Here is a 22288-nt window from a genome sequence, read left to right on the forward strand (position 1 = left end):
AAAAACTAATACATGTAACTAAATCAGCCACTTACACTTTTGGAGGGATAACATGGACGATAAAAAAAAGTACTCAGATTTCTCTAATGTAGAAGCAATGAAAAATTACTTAACTCCTGAATATTTACCAGAAGGTCCATATGGTTCTCCTAGAGGGAAAGACGAGCCCGTTTATAATAAAAGTACTCCTTGGAGAAAGGGACAGCGGTATTATAGTGCCTTTAATTATGAATTTAAAAATTTACATCAGGATCTTCCTCGACACGATTACCCTGCTCACCCTACACATGACGATCCTAAAAGAACAGAAGAGTAATGAAGAAAAGAGGAAGCGCCCGTTTAACGACGAAGGGGCTTGAGGACTCCGCATGAGATAAAGGAAACACGAAAAGCCAGAAAAGAAAGTAGAGGATCTACTAACTACCGCCACGTCCTGTGGCAAACGTAGATCCACCTCCCTCCTGGAGGCGTCTCCGTTGACTTATCATAGACAAATGGAACATCATCTAAAGACGTCCACGTCCTGTGGACAACGATGATGCTAGCACTTCCTGTGCGTCGAAAAACTTACGAGTCGTTGGGCGATGGAGCTAGACAACGGTGAAAGCATCATCCAAATAAGGACAATTTTTTTTTACACTTTATTACTCTTAAGAAAAGCGGAAGAGTCCGTTTAACGACGACAACAAACTGATGAACATCATCTGTACTTTGAAAAAGGTGGGCTGCTTATTCGCTCACCTTCTTCAATACAAAAAATGCACATCCAAAATTACAATATTCATAAACGTATTCATCTAACGTACTAATTTTATTATCAAACGAAGCTTTAGGGTTCTCATCTTCAAAAAAGCCTCTTAACCTTAATTGGTTGTATCCCCAATCTCCTACTATATAATCATATTTGTTTAATATTTCGCTATAACGATCAAGAAACTCATCCTCAGCAAAACCGTTTTTAAAGTCTTCAATTAACTCATATTTTTGATTTTGCACACAAATCATTAGCGATTCCCCTCACTCAAAAATTATCTTTGCTTTCATCTTACTTCATTTCTCCATCAATTGCTAACAAGTTATTTTATGAAAGGAGCATGATATAGAATATAGGGGCGTACAAAAAGGCATCAATCTGAGAAGGTGATTTTTAAAAACTTAGATGGTTTTTTTGAACACGCAAAATATGGAGGTGAACAAAAATGAAGAAGTTACTACTCCTTTTCCTGATGATAAGTCTAATGGGGTGCCAAAATGAAGAAGAATCCTTTTATAATGAAAGCAACATTACAAAAGTAAAGAGCCCACAACATTACAACGAAGAAAATACCACTAGCAATTCATATGGCTTTGTTAGACACCAAAAAAAAGATTCAACAAACCAAAATAAAACACCTAATATTAACAGAGAGCAAATTGCCGACGTTATTAGTAGTCTTTCTGTACAACTTCCTAATGTGGAAGATGCGGCTACTTTAGTAACAGATGCTAAAGTATTAATTGTGTATGAAGCTTCAGAAGGTGATCGTTTTGAAGTGGCTGATCAAGTAAGAAAAACTGCCATGTCTGTTGTTCCAAGCTACTATGAAATCTTTGTTTCCGATGATCCTTCATTAATGGATGATCTTCAAACTTATAGCAATGTAACATCTGATATGAATAACACAAAAGGAAAGTTAGAGAATTTAATTAACAAAATGCTTCTCTCCCCACAAGGGAAATTAGCTAATGACGAAGAAATGTGAAAAATGCTGAGAGGTTTTATCTCTCAGCATTTTTTATAAGAAGCTATGCGTTAACTTGACGCTGTTTAGCAGCTGAATTCACTTGTTCATCCGCATGATAAGAAGATCGTACTAATGGTCCAGCTTCACAATGGCTGAATCCTTTTGATAAGGCAATTTGTTTTAACTCTTCAAATTCTTCTGGATGATAGTATTTTTTAACTTTCATATGCTTTTTAGAAGGTTGTAGGTATTGACCAATGGTGATAATATCAACATGATTTGCTCGAAGATCATCCATTGCTTCAATAATCTCTTCTTTTGTTTCTCCTAAACCGATCATAATACTTGATTTTGTTGGAATATCAGGTTGCATTTCTTTCGCTCTTCTTAAAAATTCTAAGGAACGCTCATATGTAGCTCGAGCACGAACTCTTGGAGTTAAAGAACGAACCGTCTCAATATTATGGTTTAAAATATCTGGACGAGTATCCATTAACGTCTTTAAATTTTCATATACTCCACCCATATCAGAAGGAAGAACTTCAATAGTCGTAAATGGATTTTTACTTCTAATTGCACGAACCGTTTCAGCAAAGATACCAGCTCCACCATCTTTCAAGTCATCTCGGGCAACCGCTGTAACGACCACATGCTTTAAATTCATCGTAACGACTGAATCAGCTACACGTTCTGGTTCTTGTGTGTCCAATTCGTTAGGTAATCCTGTTTTCACGGCACAAAAACGGCATGCTCGAGTACATACCGCTCCCAAGATCATAAATGTTGCCGTACGACGAACAGCCCAACATTCATGAATATTAGGACACTTGGCCTCTTCACACACTGTATTTAAACTTTGCCCACGCATTAATTTTTTTAAGCCAGTGTAATTTTCGTTTGTATTAAGTTTTATCTTTAACCACTCGGGTTTACGTAAATATTCTTCTTTTTTAGCCATATACTTATCATCTCCATTATGTAAGATTTAAGTTTGTAATCTATTTTCACTCTCAAATGCTTAGTAGAGGTTCTATTTCAACACTACTAGAACTTTAACATAATAAAAAGGTTCGGACAAGAACAACGGTTTTAACATTTACTAATTTTTTCTACTAATGAATAGTACACCTTGATCCAAAATAAGAAAAGGCATTTAAAGAACGAGTTTAATTAAATATCCCCATTATTTCTTAAAAGGAGTTATTATAATGTTAAAAAGAAGGATAACAGCCCTACTACTTATTTTTTTATGTCTTTATCCTTTTATTGGAAAGGCTGAAGAAAAAGACCCAGTTCTTGAAAAGCGTATGGAGCTTTATAAAAAATACGAATCGATTACATTTATCCCTTGGTATATATTAGCTGGGGTTGATCAGTATGAGCGAAATGTCCGATCTGTCAGAAAAGATATACCGAAAGCAAAAGGTGTTATTGGTATATACATTCCTCCCGAAAAATGGTCGGGTTATTTAAATCCTTCTTTAAACGATCATGATGAACGAACGATTGTACTCTTTAATGGATTAGGAAAAGATGGAGATGGAGACGGGAAAGCAGAACTCGATAATGATGAAGATCTTCTCTTCAGTTTTGCTTCCTACCTTAGCTCCTTTGGAACAGAGCTAGAAAACATAAAGATAGGTTTATGGAATTATTATCATCGGGATAGAGCAGTAGGAATCATTATTGGTCATTCTAATATTTTCAAAAAATATAATACGTTAAAACTTGATCAGCATGCTTTCCCTCTCCCTTTACATGCAAATTATAGTTATCGAAGTACTTGGGGAGATGCAAGAGGATGGGGTGGACGAAGAATTCACGAAGGAACAGATATTTTTGCAAATCATGGGGTTCCTGTAAGGGCAACAGCTTATGGAGTCGTTGAAATGAAAGGTTGGAATCGTTTCGGAGGCTGGAGAATAGGAATTCGAGACATCCAAAATAATTATCACTATTTTGCACACTTAAATGGATTTGCAAAGGCTTCATAAAGGACAAATTGTAGAACCTGGACAATTGATTGGTTCCGTTGGTAGCACAGGTTATGGACCACCTGGAACAGCTGGAAAATTCCCTCCACATTTACACTATGGACTCTACAAAGAAAACGGAAAAACAGAGTGGTCTTATGATCCATATCCTCACTTAAGGCTTTGGGAAAGACAAGAACGAGAAAGAGAAAATAAACGACTCCGCACTAAAGTACGGAAGTTTCTCGTAGGCGGACTGAACCGCCTACGAGTTTTATCGGATAAAGACGACTAAAAGATATGCTCCTAAAAGTAGGTGGTTTTATACCACACCTCCTGCTATGCAGGTGCTTCCGCAAGCTAAAGCTAGGTATAGAAAATAAACAAACCAATCTAAAGTACCACTTTATAATATCTATTCATTGAAAAAAGCTAGCGGGAATTTTTCACTCTCCGCTAGCTTTTTAAAGCATACTACTTAGTTACTTTTCGACTTTACTACTGCATTAGCAATACTAGCAATTAAACCTCCCCAAATAATAACCATACCGACAACCATCATCGTAATTGCTCCACCACTCATTTGTTTAAACCCCCTTATTTAATGATGAGGAATTATCTTGTTTCTTTTTCTTTAAAGTAAATAAAACTCCGATTAAGATGGCACCGATCGCAACAGACCAACCCGAATAGATTAAAAACTCTGTTGAATAGTCGCCTCCTCCATAAGGTTCGGTAATGTTTGAATATAGATTTTTTATAAACATGTAACCTAACACTATAGGTGTAATAATACCTAAACAAATTCTCCACCAAGCACCTAACTTAATATCTGAAACTTCATTCGCATAGCCTTGGAAATTTTTCAATTCTCTTGCAATCCAAGCAATAGCGATTACCTCAATCAGACCAGCAAAGGCAATACCAAAGTTATTGATGAAATAATCCGCAACATCTAAGAAATAAAGTCCACCTTGAGTAGCAAAGAGAATAGAAATAATTGCAGCAAATCCCCCTCCTACAAAGACCGAAAAGGTACGGGAAACTTTAAATTTCTCTTGAACACCTGCTACAAATGTTTCCACAATCGAAATGAGTGACGAGAGTCCCGCTAAGACTAAACAAGCGAAGAATAAAAATCCAAATAGTTCATTAAAGATCGGCATTTCATTTATTATCTGTGGGAAGACGACGAAAGCTAATCCGACTCCACCATCTACTACTTCATCTACAGATAACCCTTGTGCGCTCGCCATAAACCCTAGAGCAGCGAATACACCAATACCTGCTAAAAGCTCTACTCCAGAGTTACTAAATCCTGTAATAAATGCATTGTTGGTAATATCCGATTTTTTCGGTAAGTAACTAGAGTAAGTGATCATAATGGCGAAGGCGATCGACAAACTAAAGAATATTTGACCATATGCTGCAACCCAAACCGTCTCATCAGTCAAACTTCCCCAATCTGGTTTAAAGAACGCATCTAAGCCTGTCATCGCTCCGTCTAATGTTAGCGCACGAACAACGATGATTAAAAACATTATTAATAAGGTTGGAATAAAAATCTTATTGGCGATCTCTATCCCTTTTTTGATTCCTCTAAATAGAACACCTAATGTCACAAACCAAACAATTACTAACGGAATGAGCACTCCGGGAACTAAACTACCAAATTCACCAGGAGAAGCTTCTGTTAATTTTAAATAATCAGAAAATAAAAACGTTCCCGTATCTTCTCCCCATCCTAAATCAAATGAAAATACTGCATAAGACATTGCCCAAGCAATGATGACGGCGTAGTAAGTAGAAATAACAAAAGAAATAGCAACTTGCCACCATCCAATCCACTCTTTACCTCTACCGATTTTTTCAAAAGAGGCTGGAGTGATCCACGATATTTATGACCGATAATAAATTCTAATACTAAAAGTGGAATACCCGCAGTTAAGAGTGCAAATAGATAAGGTAGGAAAAAAGCTCCTCCTCCATTTTCATAAGCTGTCGCCGGAAATCTCCAAATGTTCCCAAGACCAACTGCTGAGCCTACCGCAGCTAGAATAAAACCTGCTCTTGTTCCCCATTGTGGACGTTGATCCATACATTTCCCTCCTCAAATTTTTCGGTCCATTATAGTAAGAACCTTAATAATATTGAATAAATTCAGATTATTCTCTTAATCTATACATAGTATAATTGGACATTATTCCTATGTCAAAGAAATTTTTTTTACTAAATAATAGGCTTAATTCATTTAGCTTTCAGTATATTCTCAATTTTATCTTTACTAATATAGCATTTCGAACACGCAGTGTATATCAATAAAGCTCTCCCAAAAAATGAGAGAGCTCTGGAATGTACCTATACAATATTTTTACTTATTTAGCTACTATGCTTGCACTTCCATATTTATATCTTTAGTTTTACTTTTCAAAAATAGGACTGCTATGACCGTTAAAACCAAAGTAACAACTAGAGCGACTATAGTACCAACAAATAGATCTCCAGTTAATCCTAATACTAAATAGCCGATTGCAGCAATTGCCCCCGCTAGTAAAGCATAAGGAAGCTGTGTCGTTACATGGTCAATGTGATGACTCCCAGCACCTGTGGAAGAAAGGATGGTTGTATCGGAAATTGGTGAACAATGATCCCCTAATACAGACCCTGCTAATACGGCAGACATCATCGGTATAATTAAGGAAATATCTGTACCATTAGCAAGCTGTCCAGCGATTGGTAGCATAATCCCAAACGTCCCCCCAAGAAGTCCCTGTTGCAAAAGCCATACCTCCTGCAAGGATAAATATTATGAAAGGAAGATAGGAAGCGGATAAATTTGCTTGTTTAACAAGTTCTGCTAAATAAGCACCCGTTCCTAGTTGACCAATTAAATCAACGATCATCCAAGCTAAAATTAAAATTGAAATGGCTGGTAACATAGATTTGATTCCTTCGACAAATGCTTTAGGAAGGAAATTTTTCTCTATTCCTTTAGCGAAGTATAAAACTAACGTCACAACTAAACTAAAAATACCACCATAAAGTAATGAATCAGTAACTAATGTTGCTTCGAAAATATCTAATATATTATTGCTCCCAGATTCTTGGTATCCCGTCCATATCATCGAGCCAACTGTTCCGATAACTAAAGCTACGATTGGCCATATCAAATTTCCTATGGATCCTTTTTTACTCACTGATAAATCTTCTTTCACCTCACCAAGTGGTGGTCTTGCTGGATCGGTTAATTTTCCTTCCTTGATCGCACGATTCTCATGTGTTCGCATAGCCCCAAAATTAAGATTAAAAATAGCAACAGCAAAGACAAGCAACAAGGCAACAATGACATAAAAATTCATTGTTCCCATCATTAAAAAGGCAGAAAAAGCGCTATATTCCGTTATACCGTATCCTACTAGAATTGGAGCAATTAATCCGATAATATACGCTCCCCAGCTAGAAATAGGAGAGACAACACATACGGGTGCAGAAGTCGAATCAATGATATAGGCTAGCTTTGCGCGAGAGACTTTCTGACTATCCGTAATCGGACGACTAACTTGACCGACTGCAAGAGCATTAAAGTAATCGTCAATAAAGATTAAAACACCAAAAATTGCTGCTGTGATTTGAGCACCCGCTCTCGTCTTTACCCTTTTTTGGGCCCATTCAGCGAAAGCTCGACTTCCACCTGCCACAGAAATCAATGCTGTAATTATCCCTAATAAAAACAAGAATATAAGAATATAAACATTCCACGTATTTAATTCAAAATTTCCATCAGAAACAGTTCCGAAAATATTGGAAAATGCATACCAAATCGATGAGAGTGTCGACAAAACCGAAAATTCATTAACAATTAATGCAGAAAAAATAATACCGACTCCTAATGATAGCAACACTCGCTTCGTTAATAAAATCATGATGATTGCAATAAGTGGGGGAATAATAGACCAAAAAGTTTCAACCATAAATGCATAGCCTCCTAAATTTGTATTTTGGAGGGCTCACAATGTAAGAGGGTAATAGGTGAGTAAGTATAAAAAATGAGTAATGACAGACAATAACTATCATTACTCATTTGTGAGTATGTTATCCTCGTTTGATCAGTAGCCCTCCATTATAGATACACCTATAATGACAGTATTACTCTTATTCAAAGCAATACCAGCAACAAAGGTTTAACATCCTTTATCACTTCGGCGAAAAAACCTTTTAATAATGGTCAATGGCGTCACCCTCGCATTATTTACTGATCTTTTTCGCGCCTCTACCTCATCTAATAGATAAGGCAAGTATTCAGTTTTACTTTTATGCATCGTAACAAATTTTTATGCAAATATCAAGGGCTAGTCGGAACTTCTATGGATGGGTTCGCTTCTCCGTTTCCGTTATAAAAATCTGGCACTTCTCCTTGAATGGATCTTATCGCAATGGGAATCGAATCAGAAACAGTAATTCTTTCTGTTGCAAAAGGGATGACCACTTGAACATTGACTTCCACTTCTACATCAATTTCAATTAGCGCATTATTAATGCCATATGGTGTGACTGTCTTATTTACATCTGAGATTGCATCACCAATTACATAAAAACGAACTGGAACTTTTGGACCTAAGTTACCTAATAATGCATTGTTTGTCGCCTGTCCTAATGGAATATGATAAATAATCCCTTCTTCTTGTGACTGTCCTTCTTTTTGAATTTCGATATCAGGAATTTCCAATACATCCATATTCCCTTTTTCTGCTTCTCTCAAATTTTTTAACACTTTTTGAGTAATCATTGCTTGAAACCGCGTAATGGTTTGAGCATTAAAATCAACCGTCATTAACTTTCCACTTTCATCTGTTTCTACTACTATAAGCTCCTCTACATCAACCTCTTCATTAATCTGTTTATTGATCGCATTATTAATGACGATCTTAGCAATTCTTCTTGTCTCTGTTACAGCAATGCTTTTCAACGTCGGTTCAATCCCTTTATTAATGACCCACAGTCCAGCTGCTGTTGAAAATATAAAAAAAACAAAGGAAAGCAAAAAAACGTATCGAAATGGTAAGGGACCTCTAGGTGAGCGCCTTCTTCGATATTTGATCAAACGAAATCCCTCCTCTACAGCATATTTATGCTGAAAAGGAGGGTTGTATATCATAAATCTAATGAAAAGATTAAATCATCTTTAATAACGCTTCTCTACCTTTCATTCCAACTATAATTCCTCTGTTTTCCGCTTCAAATGTGATCGATTCTAAAGGAGCTTCTAATAATTGTTCAATTGTTCGAACACCTACAGCTCTTCCAGCAATAATACCTCTATCCTTTAACTTATTATTTAAAAGAGCAACATCTAGTGCCCCACACATAATATATCCATTGTCATTTGTAACAGCCATAAAGTTTGTTTTCGGTAGCTTTACTGTAATCGCAGTAAATTGGTAACCATCGATAATAATTGGTGACATATTAACCATTACATTCCCCTCCCTAATTCACTTTATGAAGGAGATAGACGTTATGTGAGAGGTTTTGCTTAGCAATCTCTTGAAAGACTTATTCTACTTTTTTAACTCCCATTCAATTAAATCACGAAGTAGCTCAGGCATAAAATATTGTTTTTTTGTTCCATGGCTTAATTCAGGATATAAAGGACCTAAAGTAAACATATCAACAGTGGAAACTTTATACGTTCGATCGTGGTCTAACGGTATACCATCCACCCATATTTCCTTGACATGGCGCTCTCCATCTTCTAATTCTTCGGCTTCAAATGTAAGACCATCATAAATCATCTGTCCCATTACTTTCCCTCTAAAACCTAACCCTTTTAACACAAAATTTTCCATTCGTTTTGAAGAAGCTTGTAAGATTACTTCTTTTAGCTGGTTACCTTTAATCCAAACATTACAAGGATTAATAGGATGAGGGCATAGTCTATGAATATCCTTTTTTGTAATTTCCCCTTTCGGAAGAGGTTCAAGAATTATTCCTGCATTGACCATACTTATTTCTCCATTACACCAATCTTTAATAGACTTTGCTAAAAGTGTAGTAAATGGTGACGGTTTAAACCAATCTAAAGAAAGTTCCTCTTCTAGAAAGGTAATTGGTTGATTTAAAACCTGTTCACTTTGTTCTATCAGTCGATCAATTTGCTTATTAGACCGCTCATTTTCATGCTCCCACTTGTCCATTGAATATAATTGTGCATGCTTTTCAACAATTTTGTTTATTTGTAAATCCAACGTAATTTCGATTTCCCCAACATATTGTCCAAACTTACCGGCACCTGTTAATAAAACGCCATTAACCCTTTTGCCACTTTGCAAAACATGATGAGTATGCGCTCCAATTATCACATCAATTTGTGGGTATTTCTCTGCTAACCATTCATCATCAGAAATTCCTAAATGAGATAAAAACACGATCATATCACAGAGAGATTCAAGTTTATTTAACACTTCTTCTATTCGGGAATAAGGGTCTTCAATTTTCCATTTTAATGCTTCGTAAAAGAGTGGATAATATGTTGTTAAACCAAAAACCCCTACTTTCACACCGTTTTCTAACGTGAAAACCTTAAAAGAATTGGTCCAACTAGGAGAGGAACCATCTGGATAAAAGAGATTATCGACAAGAACAGGAAATTTAGCCTCATTGTATAAATTGTCTAATGCTTCATGTGAGAGAGTAATACCCTCATTATTTCCGATGACATGACCATCAATATGGAGATCATTTAAAAGTGCAATATTACCTTTTCCGTCTGTTGCTTCTGAAAGAGGATGAAATCGATCAACATGGTCCCCTCCGTCAAAAACAAGAACACTTCGACCCTTTTCTAAATAGTGATTTCTTTTAAAATCAATAAAACTGATGATTTTAGACCAATTTTCAAAATGACTATGTAGATCGTTGATATGAAAGATGTGTAGCTTCTCTTTCACTTCCCCTCCTCCTTTCAATTAAAAAATAAGGCGTATTCCTATAATAATGAGAACCATCCGCAGTACTCTGACAACCGTTTCACTTTTCATTCGTTGATTTAACCAAGCACCTAGCTTGCTACCAAACCAAGCACCAGGCAAAAGTGCCATGGTAAATAGCCAATTCACATGTCCTAAATAAATATGCGTACTGGAGCTTAAAATTGCCGACAAAAGAATCATAAACATCGATGTTCCCACCGCTATATGTGGAGGAAAAGCAAATAATAAAATCATTGCAGGAACCATTAAAGATCCTCCACCTATTCCAAAAAGACCAGAAAGCAATCCGACAATAAAAGCAATACTCACAGCAATAATAGGTTCAATTGAATAGGTCTGCTCCTCACCGGTATCATCTATATACGTTCTTATTTTTTTTGTTCCAATATTAAGATTAAGCGGCTTTATGTAGTTTTTCACCATTAAAACAATGGATAAAAAAATCATAAATAAACCAAACCATAGAGAGAAAGACTCCGCGTTTAAATATTTATTAATAAAAGCTCCAACAATTCCTCCAGGTCCACTTCCTAAAAAAAATAACAACCCACTCTTATAGTCAATTTTTTTATATTTCATATAAGCTAACGTTGAGGACAAAGCTGTACCAATGATAATAACAAGAGATGTTCCCACCGCCATCTGAGGCGTTAACCCGCTAAATTTACTGTGGAAGGCTCCTAAAAATAATAAGGAGGGAACGATAATTACTCCCCCTCCAAGCCCAATTAAACTTCCTAATACCCCTGCCACAAAACCTAAGAAAATTAATATTACGATCCAATCCATATTTGTCTTCCTCTTTCTATACTTAATACGTGTTCAATATATATAAAAAGTTACAATCATTCAAACAAGTGAAGCTGTTTAGGTGCTAACCCCTCAAAATCGAGTCCAAGTAAATCTTTCAATTGTTTTGCATTATCTGCTGCATCTCCGCCAGAATTGTTATTAAACAAAATGGTGAGGTTTTTACTCTTGCTTTTTATTTTCTCTATTTTTTCTTTCCATTCTTGTAATTCATTATGATTATACCTATATAAATAACGAACCTCTCTCCAGTTGCCTTCTTTCGGTTTTAGCCACCCATGCGTATTCCTACCATGTAATCGAACAAGAGTCGTTTTCTCATTGGTAGGTTCCAATATAGTGGGGACACAGCCTTGTCCAATTTGGGGTTCATCGCAAATACTATGAATCCAACCTTCTTTTTTCATAAAAGAAATGGTTTGATGCTCCATCAACTCAGTAAACCAAGAACGGTGACGAAATTCAAGTGCAACAGGAGTATTTTTCATCAACTCTTTACATTTCCTTAAATAATTTACGTTCCTTCTCGTACAATCAAACCATGGTGGAAATTGAAAAAGAACTACCTCTAACTTTTTTGCCTCTAAATAAGGTTTAATAGATTCAAGGAACGCTTCAAACATCATTTCAATGTTTTGAAAGGGCTCCATATCTTTTTTATGAAGCGTCATTCCTTGGAATGCTTTAACAACAAATCGAAAAGAATCTGGTGTTTGCTTAACCCATTTTTCAGCATTTTTAACAGGTTGAATCGCATAAAAGCTTGAATCAACTTCTACTACTGGAAAATGAGCGGCGTACTGTTCTAATTTATTTTTACTAGGTTCAGTATACAAGGTATCATGATCTCCCCATCCTGTTAAACCGATTAAGATCACCGTAAATCCCCCTATCACTTTTTCCGAAACACCTTAAAAAACAAATAAGTCAGCGTAGAATTATCCCCCTGACTTAAAACTATTGTAGCATTATTTTCTTTTGTTTTCCCATTTCAGATTCTTTCAGTTGAGTAATTAATATTCATACCATTCAATATATCAACCATGACATCTTTAAATATATTAGCAGCTACACCATTAAAGTTCTCATAATAATCAGACTGATCATCATTAAAAAACTGAATGATTTGACTAGATATTATTGGAAATACAGCAACCTCACCAAAGCGTTCTGATAAAAGAACCGTTTTGAAAAGGTGATTTGTTTCAAGAGCTACTACTAATAATTCAGCTATTCCTAAAGCTGTCTTTACACATAATTGATCAGCCCTTTTTCTTGTGAATTCTTCTTCGACAATTACTTGTAACCGAACTCCACTAAAACAATACTCCTTCGTAATTAAAGAATCTAAAGCTTGAGCTTTTTTTTCACCATTCACGATTATCCTTAAAATGAACAGATTACTTGTAATTTCTTGTAGTGGTCTAATACGAACAAGAGGATCGTCTCCCACCGTATGGATAATCTTTTCAGATTGTGTCATCCAAGGGGATGATAAACTAGGGTCCAACTGATTTCCCCCTTTCTTTTTAATTAGTATATGTTCCGTTACTATGTTTGCTTGAGCACTGTACCTAACTTTTTAAAAAAAGTTAGGTTATATGAATGATAATATAGGAACAAAATTAATATACTATGTGTAAATGATATAAGTGCGTGTTCAAAAAATAGGGGAAAATGGACGCTGGGACGCTGGATAGAAAAGCCGAAACCCTTTGTAAGTCCATCATCTAAGTACAGCCACGACGCGCGAGCTAACGATGATGCTAGGCCATCGTAGGACTTTTTGAACAACCTCTATAATGAATATTGTTATATTTTTCCAAAGAAGGAGCTAATATAGAACCCACTACATAACGATCATGTTATTCTAACTTATATGAATTAATACTTCATGTAAGTGTTTAGGTTCATTTAATGATATAATTTAAAGATAATAAAAAATATTGAACGGGGGCTACAGATGAATTACGGAACATGTTACTATTGTGGAAGAACATTTCAATCGTTTGAATTATCATCACTTCCCAATACTGATTCTCAATCTTCACAAAAAGAATATTGTCCTGAATGTTACTCTGAAGTGGTAGAACGACTTAAAGAGGAATCTGAAAAAGATACTGATCGTACATCCTAAAACTAATTAAAATATCTATAATAAAGCCATCTTCGAAAACAAAGGTGGCTTATAGTCGTTTGAAATATTATAAATATACCCTATAGAGAAAACCTCATCCTATCTCCTTCATAAAGTTTTCTTCAAAAAATCTCTATCGATGATGTTCAGGTGGTTTATTCGTTTCAATTTTTTTTGTGAAAAGGTTGTTTGAATGATTTTCTTCTACCATTGAATAAGATTTAGTCTCTTGAAAAATATTTTTTATTTCTTGTAATTGTTCTAAAAGCTGATGAAATTCTTTCATTGTTATGGGTTTAGCCTCTAGCGTTAATTCAACCCCGATTGTTCCGTTAGGTTCTAATGTTGCCCATTTGACATCCGTTATTTCACTAACTCCCTTGTTTCTTAAATTCATTTCTAATTCATCTACTGTCATTCGTACATGTTTAAAATTAGTTTCAATTATTTTTCCATTTTCAATCAGAATCTTTGATTTCCCCGATAGCATCTTTTCAAACCAATCAAACTTCAACTGAAGATATTCAATTATAATTAATGTGAGTACCAGAACAAACCCTATTAAAATGGTTATCCATAAATCCTTTCCAGAAACGGGTCTTATTAATAAAGGACCAATTGCAATCATAATAACTGTTTGGGATAATGTCATTTGCGAAATTGATTTTCTTCCAGCAATTCTTAACAACATGGTACCAGCGAAAACAATGAGCACGGTTTTCCATATCCAATCGAACTCCATTTCCTCAACTCCTTTACCTTTTTGATGAACCTATTTTTCTATACTTTTTGTTTCATATGCTTCTATTATTCATTTTCAATGAAAGGGAATTTAGTGAGTCTATTCCTCCTTTGATATCCATTTCACTACTTTCATATACATTATTTTCAGAAAAGATTAATATAATTACAGCCATTGAATCGTTTACATACACTTTTACAAAATATATTTCTAAATTTGAAATGGAGGTATCAAAAAAAAGCCCCAAAAGGGACTTATATGTCTTTCTAACCTTCGCTTTAGTCATTATGCATTGTGAATAGCGATTGAACTAATCTTCCATTGACCTTCAATATTTTGAACCCAATAAGATGTCGGCTCTTTTTCATATACTTCGTCATTACTGTTAATTCGAGTCCAAGTTACATTAATTAGAGCTGCTCTTGGATTAAATACCGTTACAACTCTGTTGCTTTCAAATGTATCTTTATGATTGTGATTATTAAAATTATCCAGTTGTGCTTTTAACAACGCATGTGCTTCTTCGTGAGAATGGGTTGCGATGTAATTTGAGTCCTTTGTAAAAGAGAATGTTACATTAAAGAAGTTTAGGAGTTGAGAAATATCTTCTGGTCGGTTTCTAATCTGATCAAGAAAGGTCTCAATATAGCTATCAAACCACTTTTTTATTGATTCTTCTGTTGTTACCATAGTATTTTGCATAATAAAAACTCCTTTCGTGTACTAAATAAATTTTAACATCTACATATATATATTTTATTGATATAGAAAAAAAATTCAATAAATATACATAAAATTACCGCTAATACATGCATCCAAAAGGCGGAGCCTTGGATTTGTACCAGCGGTATACAGAAAATATTTAATTTGTGGGTGAAATGTGGGTGTTTTGTTCAACCCCAACACTCCACCCTTTATATATCAAGGCTATCCAATACTACCTTCCATTTCAAATTTAATTAATGGAGGTTTTCAAACTAAATTAAAACGGTCGTAAAATACTGATAAATAAAGGTTTTTAATTACTTGGATATCAAATCAAATCATTTTACATTGAAATGAACCGGCACAAAATCGGCACGAAGTCGGCACAAACTAAAAATCACATTACTTCTCATTATATATATCGGTTTTTAGATAAGTTTTTTCTTATAAGAATTTTTCAACATCAATATCTTTCCCTAACTTGTTCAACCCTTTATTAATTTTAACAATGGTTGAGTATTTAGGTTTGTAATCTTTATCATTACAAAGTTTTGATATTGTGGGGCGTCCTAACTGGGACGCTTTTTCTAACTTCAATTGGTTAATGTCCTCCTGTTTATCTAACCAACGTCCGAACTTTGTTCTACTCTTCCCCAATCCAAACAACTTCTCACTCTCCTTTATGTTTTTTATCTCCATTCTAGCCATTATGTACGTTTTTTAAACTTTAGAAAAAAAAGTTACATAATGGACAAGCGATAGTTAATATCCTTTAACAAGACGTCAAAACAAGGCGTCTACAACTAAAGGAGGGAATCAACATGAATGAAGAATTAGCGTTGTTATTGATCGAGTGCGAGGACGTCTACCTCACAGAAGAGGGACGTCAACTATTAGGAGAGATACTTAACGATATAAAATGTTCAGAAAATATCGTAAAGGAAAAAGCGTCATGAGTTATCGTCCGACCGTCAGATACGATAAAAGATATAAAAAGTATGTGGATAAACTTTTTAAAGCGCCAACATTAGATCGTAACCAAATTATCAGATTAGCTCTTTTCACCGCTGCACACTCAAGGGATTTTTTTAAACGTGATCCAACAATATAAAAGAATAGACGTCCCTCTCCCCTCTCCATCGTGGAATATAGGTGATACCGATTTATGGCGGTATAAGAGTGCACCAGAGATAAATGAGAAGGGGGACGTCAGCAATGTTATCGATCGAAGAACAAATGAGGTTGAAAAAGTTAGCGGAGATCCTAGACGGTCAGGTGACAGACTCGCCCAAAAGCAAAAGACGGAACTACGTGGACGACAGACTGAGGGACGTTCTGGGGAGATTCATGAGCACAGAATCATCAATCAAGGAGGAATCCGAATTAAATTGGGATAGAGATATAAAGATTGTCAGGGTTAAAGATGGTTACGGGAGTTATCTAGTCAAGGATCGCCTGTTTACGGCTGAGGACGTCTGTAACTTTGTGGCTGTGGGCGCGGTTATATTGGGAGGGTTATGGCTCTTTAAATAAAAAACTCCATAAAGGAGCAAGTAGACGCGTGGGAGGTGTAAACCTTCCTTTTATGATATAAAAAAATTGAAAAATTTATTAAAAATTAGATAATATACCCAATCACGAAGATATGTTTTTCATATTTATATAGTATAATGTGATTTTTTATGGGAAGGAGTTGATTAATTAATATGTACCACCCTTGTGATGGGCTAGCTGAAATTCTAAAATGTCAGATAAACAGAGCAGTAGCTTTACTTCTTAACAGTGGGGATATTCAAAATCTCGTTGTTAAAAAAGTGGAAAATGGAGTAGTTGCTGGAAAAGATTTAAACAATCCCCAGGCTGTTTATTTCGTATCTATTGATAAAATCGAACGTATTATTACGTATCCAGATTAAGTTGAGCTATCAACCCACTCGCTTGAGTGGGTTTTGTCATACATTAAAGGAGATCTTAGCAGTATGGTCAGATTATTTCACTCTTAGTCTTTGCCCTGGATAGATAAAGTTCACCTCTTTAATTTGTGGGTTGAGCTTTTTAAGCTTGGACAAGTTAGTTTCATATTTTTTTGCGATCTCGCTCATCGTGTCACCGGATCTAACCTTGTGATACTCTTTAGCTTACCCTTTTAGCTTTAATCGTTGCCCTGGATAGATTAGATTAGGATTTTTGATGTTGTTGAGACTAGCGATATATTTAACGCTTAGATAATATTTATCAGTGATTTGACTTAATGTATCTCCTTTTTTGACCACATGCATATAGCCATCTGATTTAGGTTTTGCCTTTGCTTTTGGTTTAGATTTAACAGTCTTTTTAGTCTCGCCCGTGAAAAACTCTAGCTTTTAATTGCTCAAGATACGGTTTAGATCAAAATTACTTGCGTATCCATCTAAACGGCCTTTATCGGTGTACTCGTGAAGATCACAAGGGAAAGATGGTTTGCTGTTAGGTGTTCCATCATTCCTTCCATAGTGAGGAATCCAAACCGCGTCAACTTCATCTAGATTTAATCTTTTGTACCAGTGATGACATACGTAGATACCTACTTTTTTCGCTCCTAAACTACGAAGCTTTTTAACATACGCTGATACACCGGCTCTCATATCTTTCATAGATTCCTCTTCGACATCTAACCACCAGAAGGTAGAATTTAAAGATTTTGTACGGCTATAGAAGTCTGTAGCTTCAACCTCCATGTCATTTACATTCACTCCGCGTACCCATGCATAAGCAGCCGTTGGAACCCCACGTTTTTTAAACTCGTCATGGTGTTGTTTATAGTGTCTGTCAATGGTTAGTGATCCGTATTGAGTGCGGATAATCGCTAAGGATACTTGGCTAGCAAGCTTGGCATAATTGATCTTACTTGGTACTTGGTGATGTGTACGTCGATAATATATTTACTCATAATCTATCACTCTTATTATTTTTAATATGAAAAAAAGAGCCACAGTGTGACTCTATTGATCCTTGTATCCTTTTCCTAAGCTTGGGTTGTTGATAATACCCCCAGCTACTAAAACAGCTAGGATTGCATCTACATAAGCTTGATATTTGTCTGGAGCAAGTAGTCCAAGATCATTTACAAAAAGACCTCCAAGAGCTGCCACACTGACCCATAAACCATAGTTTTTAAAACGTTTTGGCAAGGATCTCACCTCCTCCCATGAGCAAACCTAATAGACTCAAAACAATAGCTCCTATTACGATTCGTAGGAGCCATGTGGTGTTGTTTTTTATACTTGCTAAGTCTGTCTTTATATCAGTGATGTTCGATTCTGCGACTGCAACACGAGTCTTTAAATCTGTAACATCGGATTCTAGTTGTCTTACTCTTTGCTCCATCTTTTCATCTCCTAAAATGCAAAATAAAAAAGCCTATTCGGCTCCTTCTAATCTAATACTTTCTGCGAGATCGTCGCGTTTTCTTTCACTTCCACGACTTGATATTGCACGTTGATTAAGTTTCCGTTTTCGTCCAATTCCTCGACGGTGAATGTGTCTACGACATGTTTTACCATGTGACCGCCTCCTCTCGGATTTTAATGGAAATATATCTACTCTTTGATTTATCTACGTTTGTTTGATTTATATACTTCAGCATAATAGGTATATTTTTATCGAATTCTGTGTTTAAAAAATGATTCTGTAACTCTAAAATTGTCCTACTATTCACTTCGCTTCCTATATCAACTCTATTACTAATAATTCTCAACGTGTTGCTTGACTTGACATTCGTAATTTTGTGGTGGTATTCATTTTTCCCGCTCGCTAAAACGATTTCGTGTGTTCCGCTTCCACCTAAGGGAAAATCTACGTAAATGAAAATCGATTCCACTTTAGCGATTGTTCCGTCTGTAGGCTTAATTTCTATGATTTCACTTCCCCCAGCAGGGACTGTTGTTGATGAATAAACTTCTATCATCGTCAACCTCGCCTTTCGCTCCTGCAAGCTGACATCTGTGATCGGTCCACTTTTCCCGTTGTCTCGAGCGATGGTAAACGTGTTAAAGGCTTTGTTTAAAAAGTTTAATCCCATTGAGTTGCCTCCTCTCGGACTAAAAGGACAATTTTCCTTTCATTGTTATGTGATGCATTTGTCGAATTCGTGTACCCTATTGATAATATTTTAGGTAGGTTCAGTTGGTTATAGCTGACCACACCGAATAAGTTGCAACTATAGCTAATAAAACCATGAAAATATCTTCTCGTATCGTTTTTTTATTTAATTCGTTCGCTCTTAATGTTGTAAAGATTCTTTTCAAGCGAAATACGCCAAATATAACAATAACAATCCAACTACCTAACCAGAATATATTAAATAGAACAGGGAGAAATTTTTTAATGATGCCAAGAATACCAATAAAAATAATTACAAAAATGATATGTTTAATCTTCTCCAAAACAAAAACTCCTTTCTCATCCATTATACGACATAAAAGAGAGAGGGTTTCATTCCTATATTCATCTTAAGTTTGTACCCTTCATTATGCTCCAAGAAATAACCCCTGTTATACCTGCGAAAAAAACATAAAAATAACAGCTATCAAAAAAGTTATAACCGTAGATTCCTGATTCATAAAAATATCCATTAAACCAAATGTCAAATACTATAAATATAAAAAAATACATGCCAAGACCTATAAATATCTTCTTTGAATACAATGCCGTTATGACACCCAGTAAAATAGATATGGGTATTATTAATAACTCCAAAATAAGTGGATGAAATACATCTGATATTCCCATTTATGCTTCTCCATTCTTCTCAGATAATTTGTCTTGTTCTACTTGTTTAGACAAAACTTCTTGGGAAAAGTTACAGAATAAATTCTAAAAGAGAAAAAACATCCTAATTAGGATGCTTTTATCGGATTACCTTCTTTATCTTTGAAACTACCAACAATGATCATAATAAAATCAATCAATACCCATATCCCAAATCCACCACCTGTAATAAGCATTAGAATTCCTGTACCGATCTTTCCGACATAGAAACGGTGTACACCTAGGACACCTAAGAAGAAACATAATAATAACGTTGCTACCCAATTTTTCTCTGACATTTAGCATCTCTCCTGTTTAAATAAAATAATTGCAAAAGAATTTCATATTAAATTATACGACATAAAGGAGATAAAGTTTCAAATACATAATATTTAGTTTTTTTAAAAATAATAATATTAAGAGCCACCACACATCCACGTTCAAAAATTGTTTTGTACAATTCGACCTAGTAGGTGGCTCGCACAAAAAAGCACCCTGCTGGATGCTCTTATTTAAACTTAACTTTATCAGATGGCATATTCCGTTTCACAATACCCTTAAATAAATTAATTTCTTCTTCTAATTTGAAAAATCGTCTTGGTAATATCATTGCCTGGTTTTGAGAGATATATAGTAATAATAAATCTTTAGTGGCTCTTCGCCATTTAGAATGATTATTTAGAAAATAAAAAACTTCTTTTCTAAAAGACTTAAAAGCGGACAAGAGAATAAGTTCAATTGCTCGCTCAGTATTTTCCACCTGTTACAGGGTTAAAAAACGGATCCCTGGTTACACTATTTACTGGACAAGGGAATGAGTTCAGTTGTGAAGCGAGGTATGGCTCCAAACTGTTACTTGTTCTTTTTTATTTATTTAATTTGAAGTCCAGTTTTCCATGGAGTAAAAAGACCATGGCCACCATATTTTTATGCGAACGATAGCCTCGTGCTTTTCTTTTGGCAGCCTGAAAGACACTATTAATTCCTTCTAATAAGCCATTGTTTAGCTTGGATGAGAACCACCTGATAATTCCGTCATAGTGGTCTTTAATGGTCTTTGAAACATCTACCATGGGCTTCAGTCTGCAACGAAGTCCCCACTCAATCCAGTCGTTTAATACCATAGGGGCAATTTCACGAGGGTATTGAAAGATTTCTTGAAAGCTTATTCGCATACGATAGGCTTTCGCTGTATCTAAGTTACAATCTTTTAAACGATCAAGGGTTTCTCTTTGAGAGCTTGTTAAGTTTTTCTCATTTTTTAACCAGACATATCGTGTGTTTTTTAAGTCTTTACACGTTTTTTGTTCCTTACGACGCACATCGTCTACTGCTTCATTTACGGCTTTGACGACATGAAACTTATCAAATGTGATGGATGCTTTGGGGAAGTTTTCTTTCGCTCCCTTAATAAAAGCAGGGGACATATCCATACATACTTCTGTTATTTTCTCTGCCTGTCCTCCGCGAGATTCTAAATGTTTCTTACACTCTTCCCATGTACTAGAGTCCTTTCCCTTTGTGACGTGGATGACATTCTTTTTTTGGGGATCCATAAAAATCGTGATATAGTTATGCCCTCTCTTTGAAGAGGTTTCATCTGTACTAATCATCGTCACTTCTGATAAGTCTTGAGACTCAATCGCGTTGTCCACATAATAGTGAAGAATTCTCCACAACTGGGTATCGTGTTCACCAACTAAACGGCTGATCGCACTCATAGGCATATCTTTTGCCAGGGTCATAATCCATGCGTCGAAAAGGATCGTGAAATTGGATCGACTCTTAATCGCCCAAGGGATTTTCACACGATGAACCTTTTGGCAGTTCTGACAATCCGTCCTAGGTAATTCTGCATGGATATAACAGGGATATTCGAGGAAATTTAAATGCCTCCACGTTCGGTTGTAGTCAGCTATGTCATATACGGATTGGCTTTCTGCTCCACAATTCGCACAGGAAAACCGTGCACCTTTACGAATATCTACATAGACATCTAATTGTTGATGTTCATTGCTAAATATACAACTTTCTATATACCATGGCTCCGAAATATGAAAGACCTCTTCTATACCCTTCACTTCTATTAACATCTTGATCACCTGTATTCTATTGTTTTAGAATCCAGTATCGTCACTATTGCACCATCTTAAACAGCGAAGAAGCTCTTTAGTTCCAACTGCTTTGTAAATTCTATCCCATTCATGGTAACTATGAGATTGATTTAGTATTTGTTGTGTTCCATTATCATTAATAATCATTAGCTTTGAATTAACTATTTTTCAAAATGTCAATACCTTTATTGAAAGAAAAAACTTGAATATTATTGAAATTATGGAAAATACAAGTCTTTTTAGGTATAAAAAGATCCTTTATAATTTGGAGAACAAGTAGCACATGTCCAAATCCAAACTATAAAG

Annotated in this window: 27 protein-coding genes, 3 pseudogenes and 1 riboswitch; of the genes and pseudogenes, 7 read left to right on the forward strand and 23 right to left on the reverse strand. The window is 35.4% G+C overall.

The features are described from left to right. The first annotated feature begins 52 nt into the window (after positions 1-52). Entirely contained in the window at positions 53-316 is a 264-nt protein-coding gene (locus LC087_RS10220) for a cytosolic protein (protein WP_226540333.1), read from the forward strand. Between the two features lie 413 nt (positions 317-729). On the opposite strand, the gene LC087_RS10225 is transcribed toward LC087_RS10220, so the two are convergent. Then, positions 730-1005, reverse strand: coding sequence for a YutD family protein (locus LC087_RS10225; protein WP_226540334.1), 276 nt, complete (start codon positions 1003-1005; stop codon positions 730-732). Between the two features lie 194 nt (positions 1006-1199). Here LC087_RS10225 and LC087_RS10230 point away from each other — a divergent pair, with 194 nt between their 5' ends. Beyond that, positions 1200-1742, forward strand: a complete 543-nt coding sequence (locus LC087_RS10230; protein ID WP_226540335.1) for a YhcN/YlaJ family sporulation lipoprotein — start codon at positions 1200-1202, stop codon at positions 1740-1742. Between the two features lie 43 nt (positions 1743-1785). Here the strand turns inward: LC087_RS10230 and lipA are convergent, their stop codons facing one another. Continuing rightward, positions 1786-2682: a lipoyl synthase gene (lipA, locus tag LC087_RS10235; protein WP_226540336.1), complete on the reverse strand. Its 897-nt coding sequence runs from the start codon at positions 2680-2682 to the stop codon at positions 1786-1788. A gap of 250 nt (positions 2683-2932) precedes the next feature. On the opposite strand from lipA, the pseudogene LC087_RS10240 reads away from it, so the two are divergent. Next, positions 2933-3908 (forward strand): annotated as a pseudogene (locus LC087_RS10240) (M23 family metallopeptidase); the annotation flags it as partial. A 267-nt stretch (positions 3909-4175) separates the two neighbouring features. Here the strand turns inward: LC087_RS10240 and LC087_RS10245 are convergent. The 9 genes and pseudogenes from LC087_RS10245 to LC087_RS10285 all read right to left on the reverse strand — a co-directional run bounded on the left by LC087_RS10245 (position 4176) and on the right by LC087_RS10285 (position 13006). After that, the gene (locus tag LC087_RS10245) at positions 4176-4280 is read right to left on the reverse strand and encodes a methionine/alanine import family NSS transporter small subunit (protein WP_226540340.1); all 105 of its coding nucleotides are present in this window, start codon (positions 4278-4280) and stop codon (positions 4176-4178) included. 4 nt (positions 4281-4284) lie between these two features. Then, a pseudogene (locus tag LC087_RS10250) lies at positions 4285-5795 on the reverse strand (sodium-dependent transporter). Positions 5796-6083: 288 nt separating this feature from the next. Further along, a pseudogene (locus tag LC087_RS10255) lies at positions 6084-7668 on the reverse strand (Na+/H+ antiporter NhaC family protein). Between the two features lie 131 nt (positions 7669-7799). Further along, positions 7800-7978: riboswitch (Lysine riboswitch) on the reverse strand. Between the two features lie 61 nt (positions 7979-8039). After that, a complete protein-coding gene (yunB, locus tag LC087_RS10260; protein ID WP_264189896.1) occupies positions 8040-8798 on the reverse strand; it encodes a sporulation protein YunB in 759 nt (252 codons plus the stop codon). 70 nt (positions 8799-8868) lie between these two features. Continuing rightward, positions 8869-9171 (reverse strand): YunC family protein, encoded by a 303-nt coding sequence (locus tag LC087_RS10265; RefSeq protein WP_226540349.1) that lies wholly within the window; start codon positions 9169-9171, stop codon positions 8869-8871. Positions 9172-9255: 84 nt separating this feature from the next. Next, positions 9256-10644 carry a bifunctional metallophosphatase/5'-nucleotidase gene (locus LC087_RS10270; RefSeq protein ID WP_226540350.1) on the reverse strand — a complete coding sequence of 463 codons (1389 nt, stop codon included), beginning with the start codon at positions 10642-10644 and terminating at the stop codon, positions 9256-9258. Positions 10645-10662: 18 nt separating this feature from the next. Next, complete coding sequence (locus tag LC087_RS10275) at positions 10663-11475, reverse strand: sulfite exporter TauE/SafE family protein (RefSeq protein WP_226540351.1); 813 nt, start codon at positions 11473-11475, stop codon at positions 10663-10665. Positions 11476-11531: 56 nt separating this feature from the next. Next, the gene (locus LC087_RS10280) at positions 11532-12374 is read right to left on the reverse strand and encodes a DUF72 domain-containing protein (protein WP_226540352.1); all 843 of its coding nucleotides are present in this window, start codon (positions 12372-12374) and stop codon (positions 11532-11534) included. Positions 12375-12487: 113 nt separating this feature from the next. After that, positions 12488-13006, reverse strand: a complete 519-nt coding sequence (locus LC087_RS10285) for a hypothetical protein (protein WP_226540353.1) — start codon at positions 13004-13006, stop codon at positions 12488-12490. Between the two features lie 453 nt (positions 13007-13459). On the opposite strand from LC087_RS10285, the gene LC087_RS10290 reads away from it, so the two are divergent. Beyond that, on the forward strand, positions 13460-13633 hold the full coding sequence (locus LC087_RS10290; protein ID WP_226540354.1) for a hypothetical protein: 174 nt from the start codon (positions 13460-13462) through the stop codon (positions 13631-13633). Between the two features lie 133 nt (positions 13634-13766). Here the strand turns inward: LC087_RS10290 and LC087_RS10295 are convergent, their stop codons facing one another. The 3 genes from LC087_RS10295 to LC087_RS10305 all read right to left on the reverse strand — a co-directional run bounded on the left by LC087_RS10295 (position 13767) and on the right by LC087_RS10305 (position 15746). Beyond that, positions 13767-14375 (reverse strand): DUF421 domain-containing protein, encoded by a 609-nt coding sequence (locus LC087_RS10295; RefSeq protein WP_226540356.1) that lies wholly within the window; start codon positions 14373-14375, stop codon positions 13767-13769. A gap of 285 nt (positions 14376-14660) precedes the next feature. Continuing rightward, positions 14661-15077: a DUF6841 family protein gene (locus LC087_RS10300; protein ID WP_226540358.1), complete on the reverse strand. Its 417-nt coding sequence runs from the start codon at positions 15075-15077 to the stop codon at positions 14661-14663. 447 nt (positions 15078-15524) lie between these two features. After that, complete coding sequence (locus LC087_RS10305; protein ID WP_226540360.1) at positions 15525-15746, reverse strand: helix-turn-helix domain-containing protein; 222 nt, start codon at positions 15744-15746, stop codon at positions 15525-15527. Between the two features lie 155 nt (positions 15747-15901). Between LC087_RS10305 and LC087_RS10310 the strand changes: the two genes are divergently transcribed. The 3 genes from LC087_RS10310 to LC087_RS10320 all read left to right on the forward strand — a co-directional run bounded on the left by LC087_RS10310 (position 15902) and on the right by LC087_RS10320 (position 16996). Further along, positions 15902-16036 (forward strand): hypothetical protein, encoded by a 135-nt coding sequence (locus tag LC087_RS10310; protein WP_264189898.1) that lies wholly within the window; start codon positions 15902-15904, stop codon positions 16034-16036. A gap of 259 nt (positions 16037-16295) precedes the next feature. Beyond that, a complete protein-coding gene (locus tag LC087_RS10315; protein ID WP_306019543.1) occupies positions 16296-16613 on the forward strand; it encodes a hypothetical protein in 318 nt (105 codons plus the stop codon). Between the two features lie 173 nt (positions 16614-16786). Continuing rightward, positions 16787-16996: a hypothetical protein gene (locus tag LC087_RS10320; RefSeq protein WP_226538649.1), complete on the forward strand. Its 210-nt coding sequence runs from the start codon at positions 16787-16789 to the stop codon at positions 16994-16996. A 447-nt stretch (positions 16997-17443) separates the two neighbouring features. Here the strand turns inward: LC087_RS10320 and LC087_RS10325 are convergent, their stop codons facing one another. The 9 genes from LC087_RS10325 to LC087_RS10360 form a co-directional block, all read right to left on the reverse strand. Continuing rightward, on the reverse strand, positions 17444-18001 hold the full coding sequence (locus LC087_RS10325; protein WP_226540402.1) for a glycoside hydrolase family 25 protein: 558 nt from the start codon (positions 17999-18001) through the stop codon (positions 17444-17446). A 60-nt stretch (positions 18002-18061) separates the two neighbouring features. Next, the gene (locus tag LC087_RS10330; RefSeq protein ID WP_264189899.1) at positions 18062-18250 is read right to left on the reverse strand and encodes a holin; all 189 of its coding nucleotides are present in this window, start codon (positions 18248-18250) and stop codon (positions 18062-18064) included. Continuing rightward, on the reverse strand, positions 18234-18446 hold the full coding sequence (locus tag LC087_RS10335; protein ID WP_226540375.1) for a hemolysin XhlA family protein: 213 nt from the start codon (positions 18444-18446) through the stop codon (positions 18234-18236). The genes LC087_RS10330 and LC087_RS10335 overlap by 17 nt, the downstream gene beginning before the upstream one ends. Before the next feature lie 47 nt (positions 18447-18493). Beyond that, positions 18494-18622, reverse strand: a complete 129-nt coding sequence (locus tag LC087_RS10340) for a hypothetical protein (RefSeq protein ID WP_264189900.1) — start codon at positions 18620-18622, stop codon at positions 18494-18496. Continuing rightward, the gene (locus tag LC087_RS10345; protein ID WP_226540376.1) at positions 18616-19140 is read right to left on the reverse strand and encodes a hypothetical protein; all 525 of its coding nucleotides are present in this window, start codon (positions 19138-19140) and stop codon (positions 18616-18618) included. The genes LC087_RS10340 and LC087_RS10345 overlap by 7 nt, the downstream gene beginning before the upstream one ends. Before the next feature lie 100 nt (positions 19141-19240). Continuing rightward, on the reverse strand, positions 19241-19504 hold the full coding sequence (locus LC087_RS10350) for a hypothetical protein (RefSeq protein WP_226540377.1): 264 nt from the start codon (positions 19502-19504) through the stop codon (positions 19241-19243). A 453-nt stretch (positions 19505-19957) separates the two neighbouring features. Continuing rightward, positions 19958-20167, reverse strand: a complete 210-nt coding sequence (locus LC087_RS10355; RefSeq protein ID WP_226540379.1) for a TM2 domain-containing protein — start codon at positions 20165-20167, stop codon at positions 19958-19960. Between the two features lie 209 nt (positions 20168-20376). Further along, positions 20377-20628, reverse strand: coding sequence for a YcxB family protein (locus LC087_RS19690; protein ID WP_371932582.1), 252 nt, complete (start codon positions 20626-20628; stop codon positions 20377-20379). 106 nt (positions 20629-20734) lie between these two features. Beyond that, positions 20735-21961 (reverse strand): ISL3 family transposase, encoded by a 1227-nt coding sequence (locus LC087_RS10360; RefSeq protein WP_306019544.1) that lies wholly within the window; start codon positions 21959-21961, stop codon positions 20735-20737. Positions 21962-22288 lie beyond the last annotated feature (327 nt).

Source organism: Bacillus carboniphilus, from assembly GCF_020524035.2.
Lineage (GTDB): Bacteria > Bacillota > Bacilli > Bacillales > JAIVKR01 > Bacillus_CC.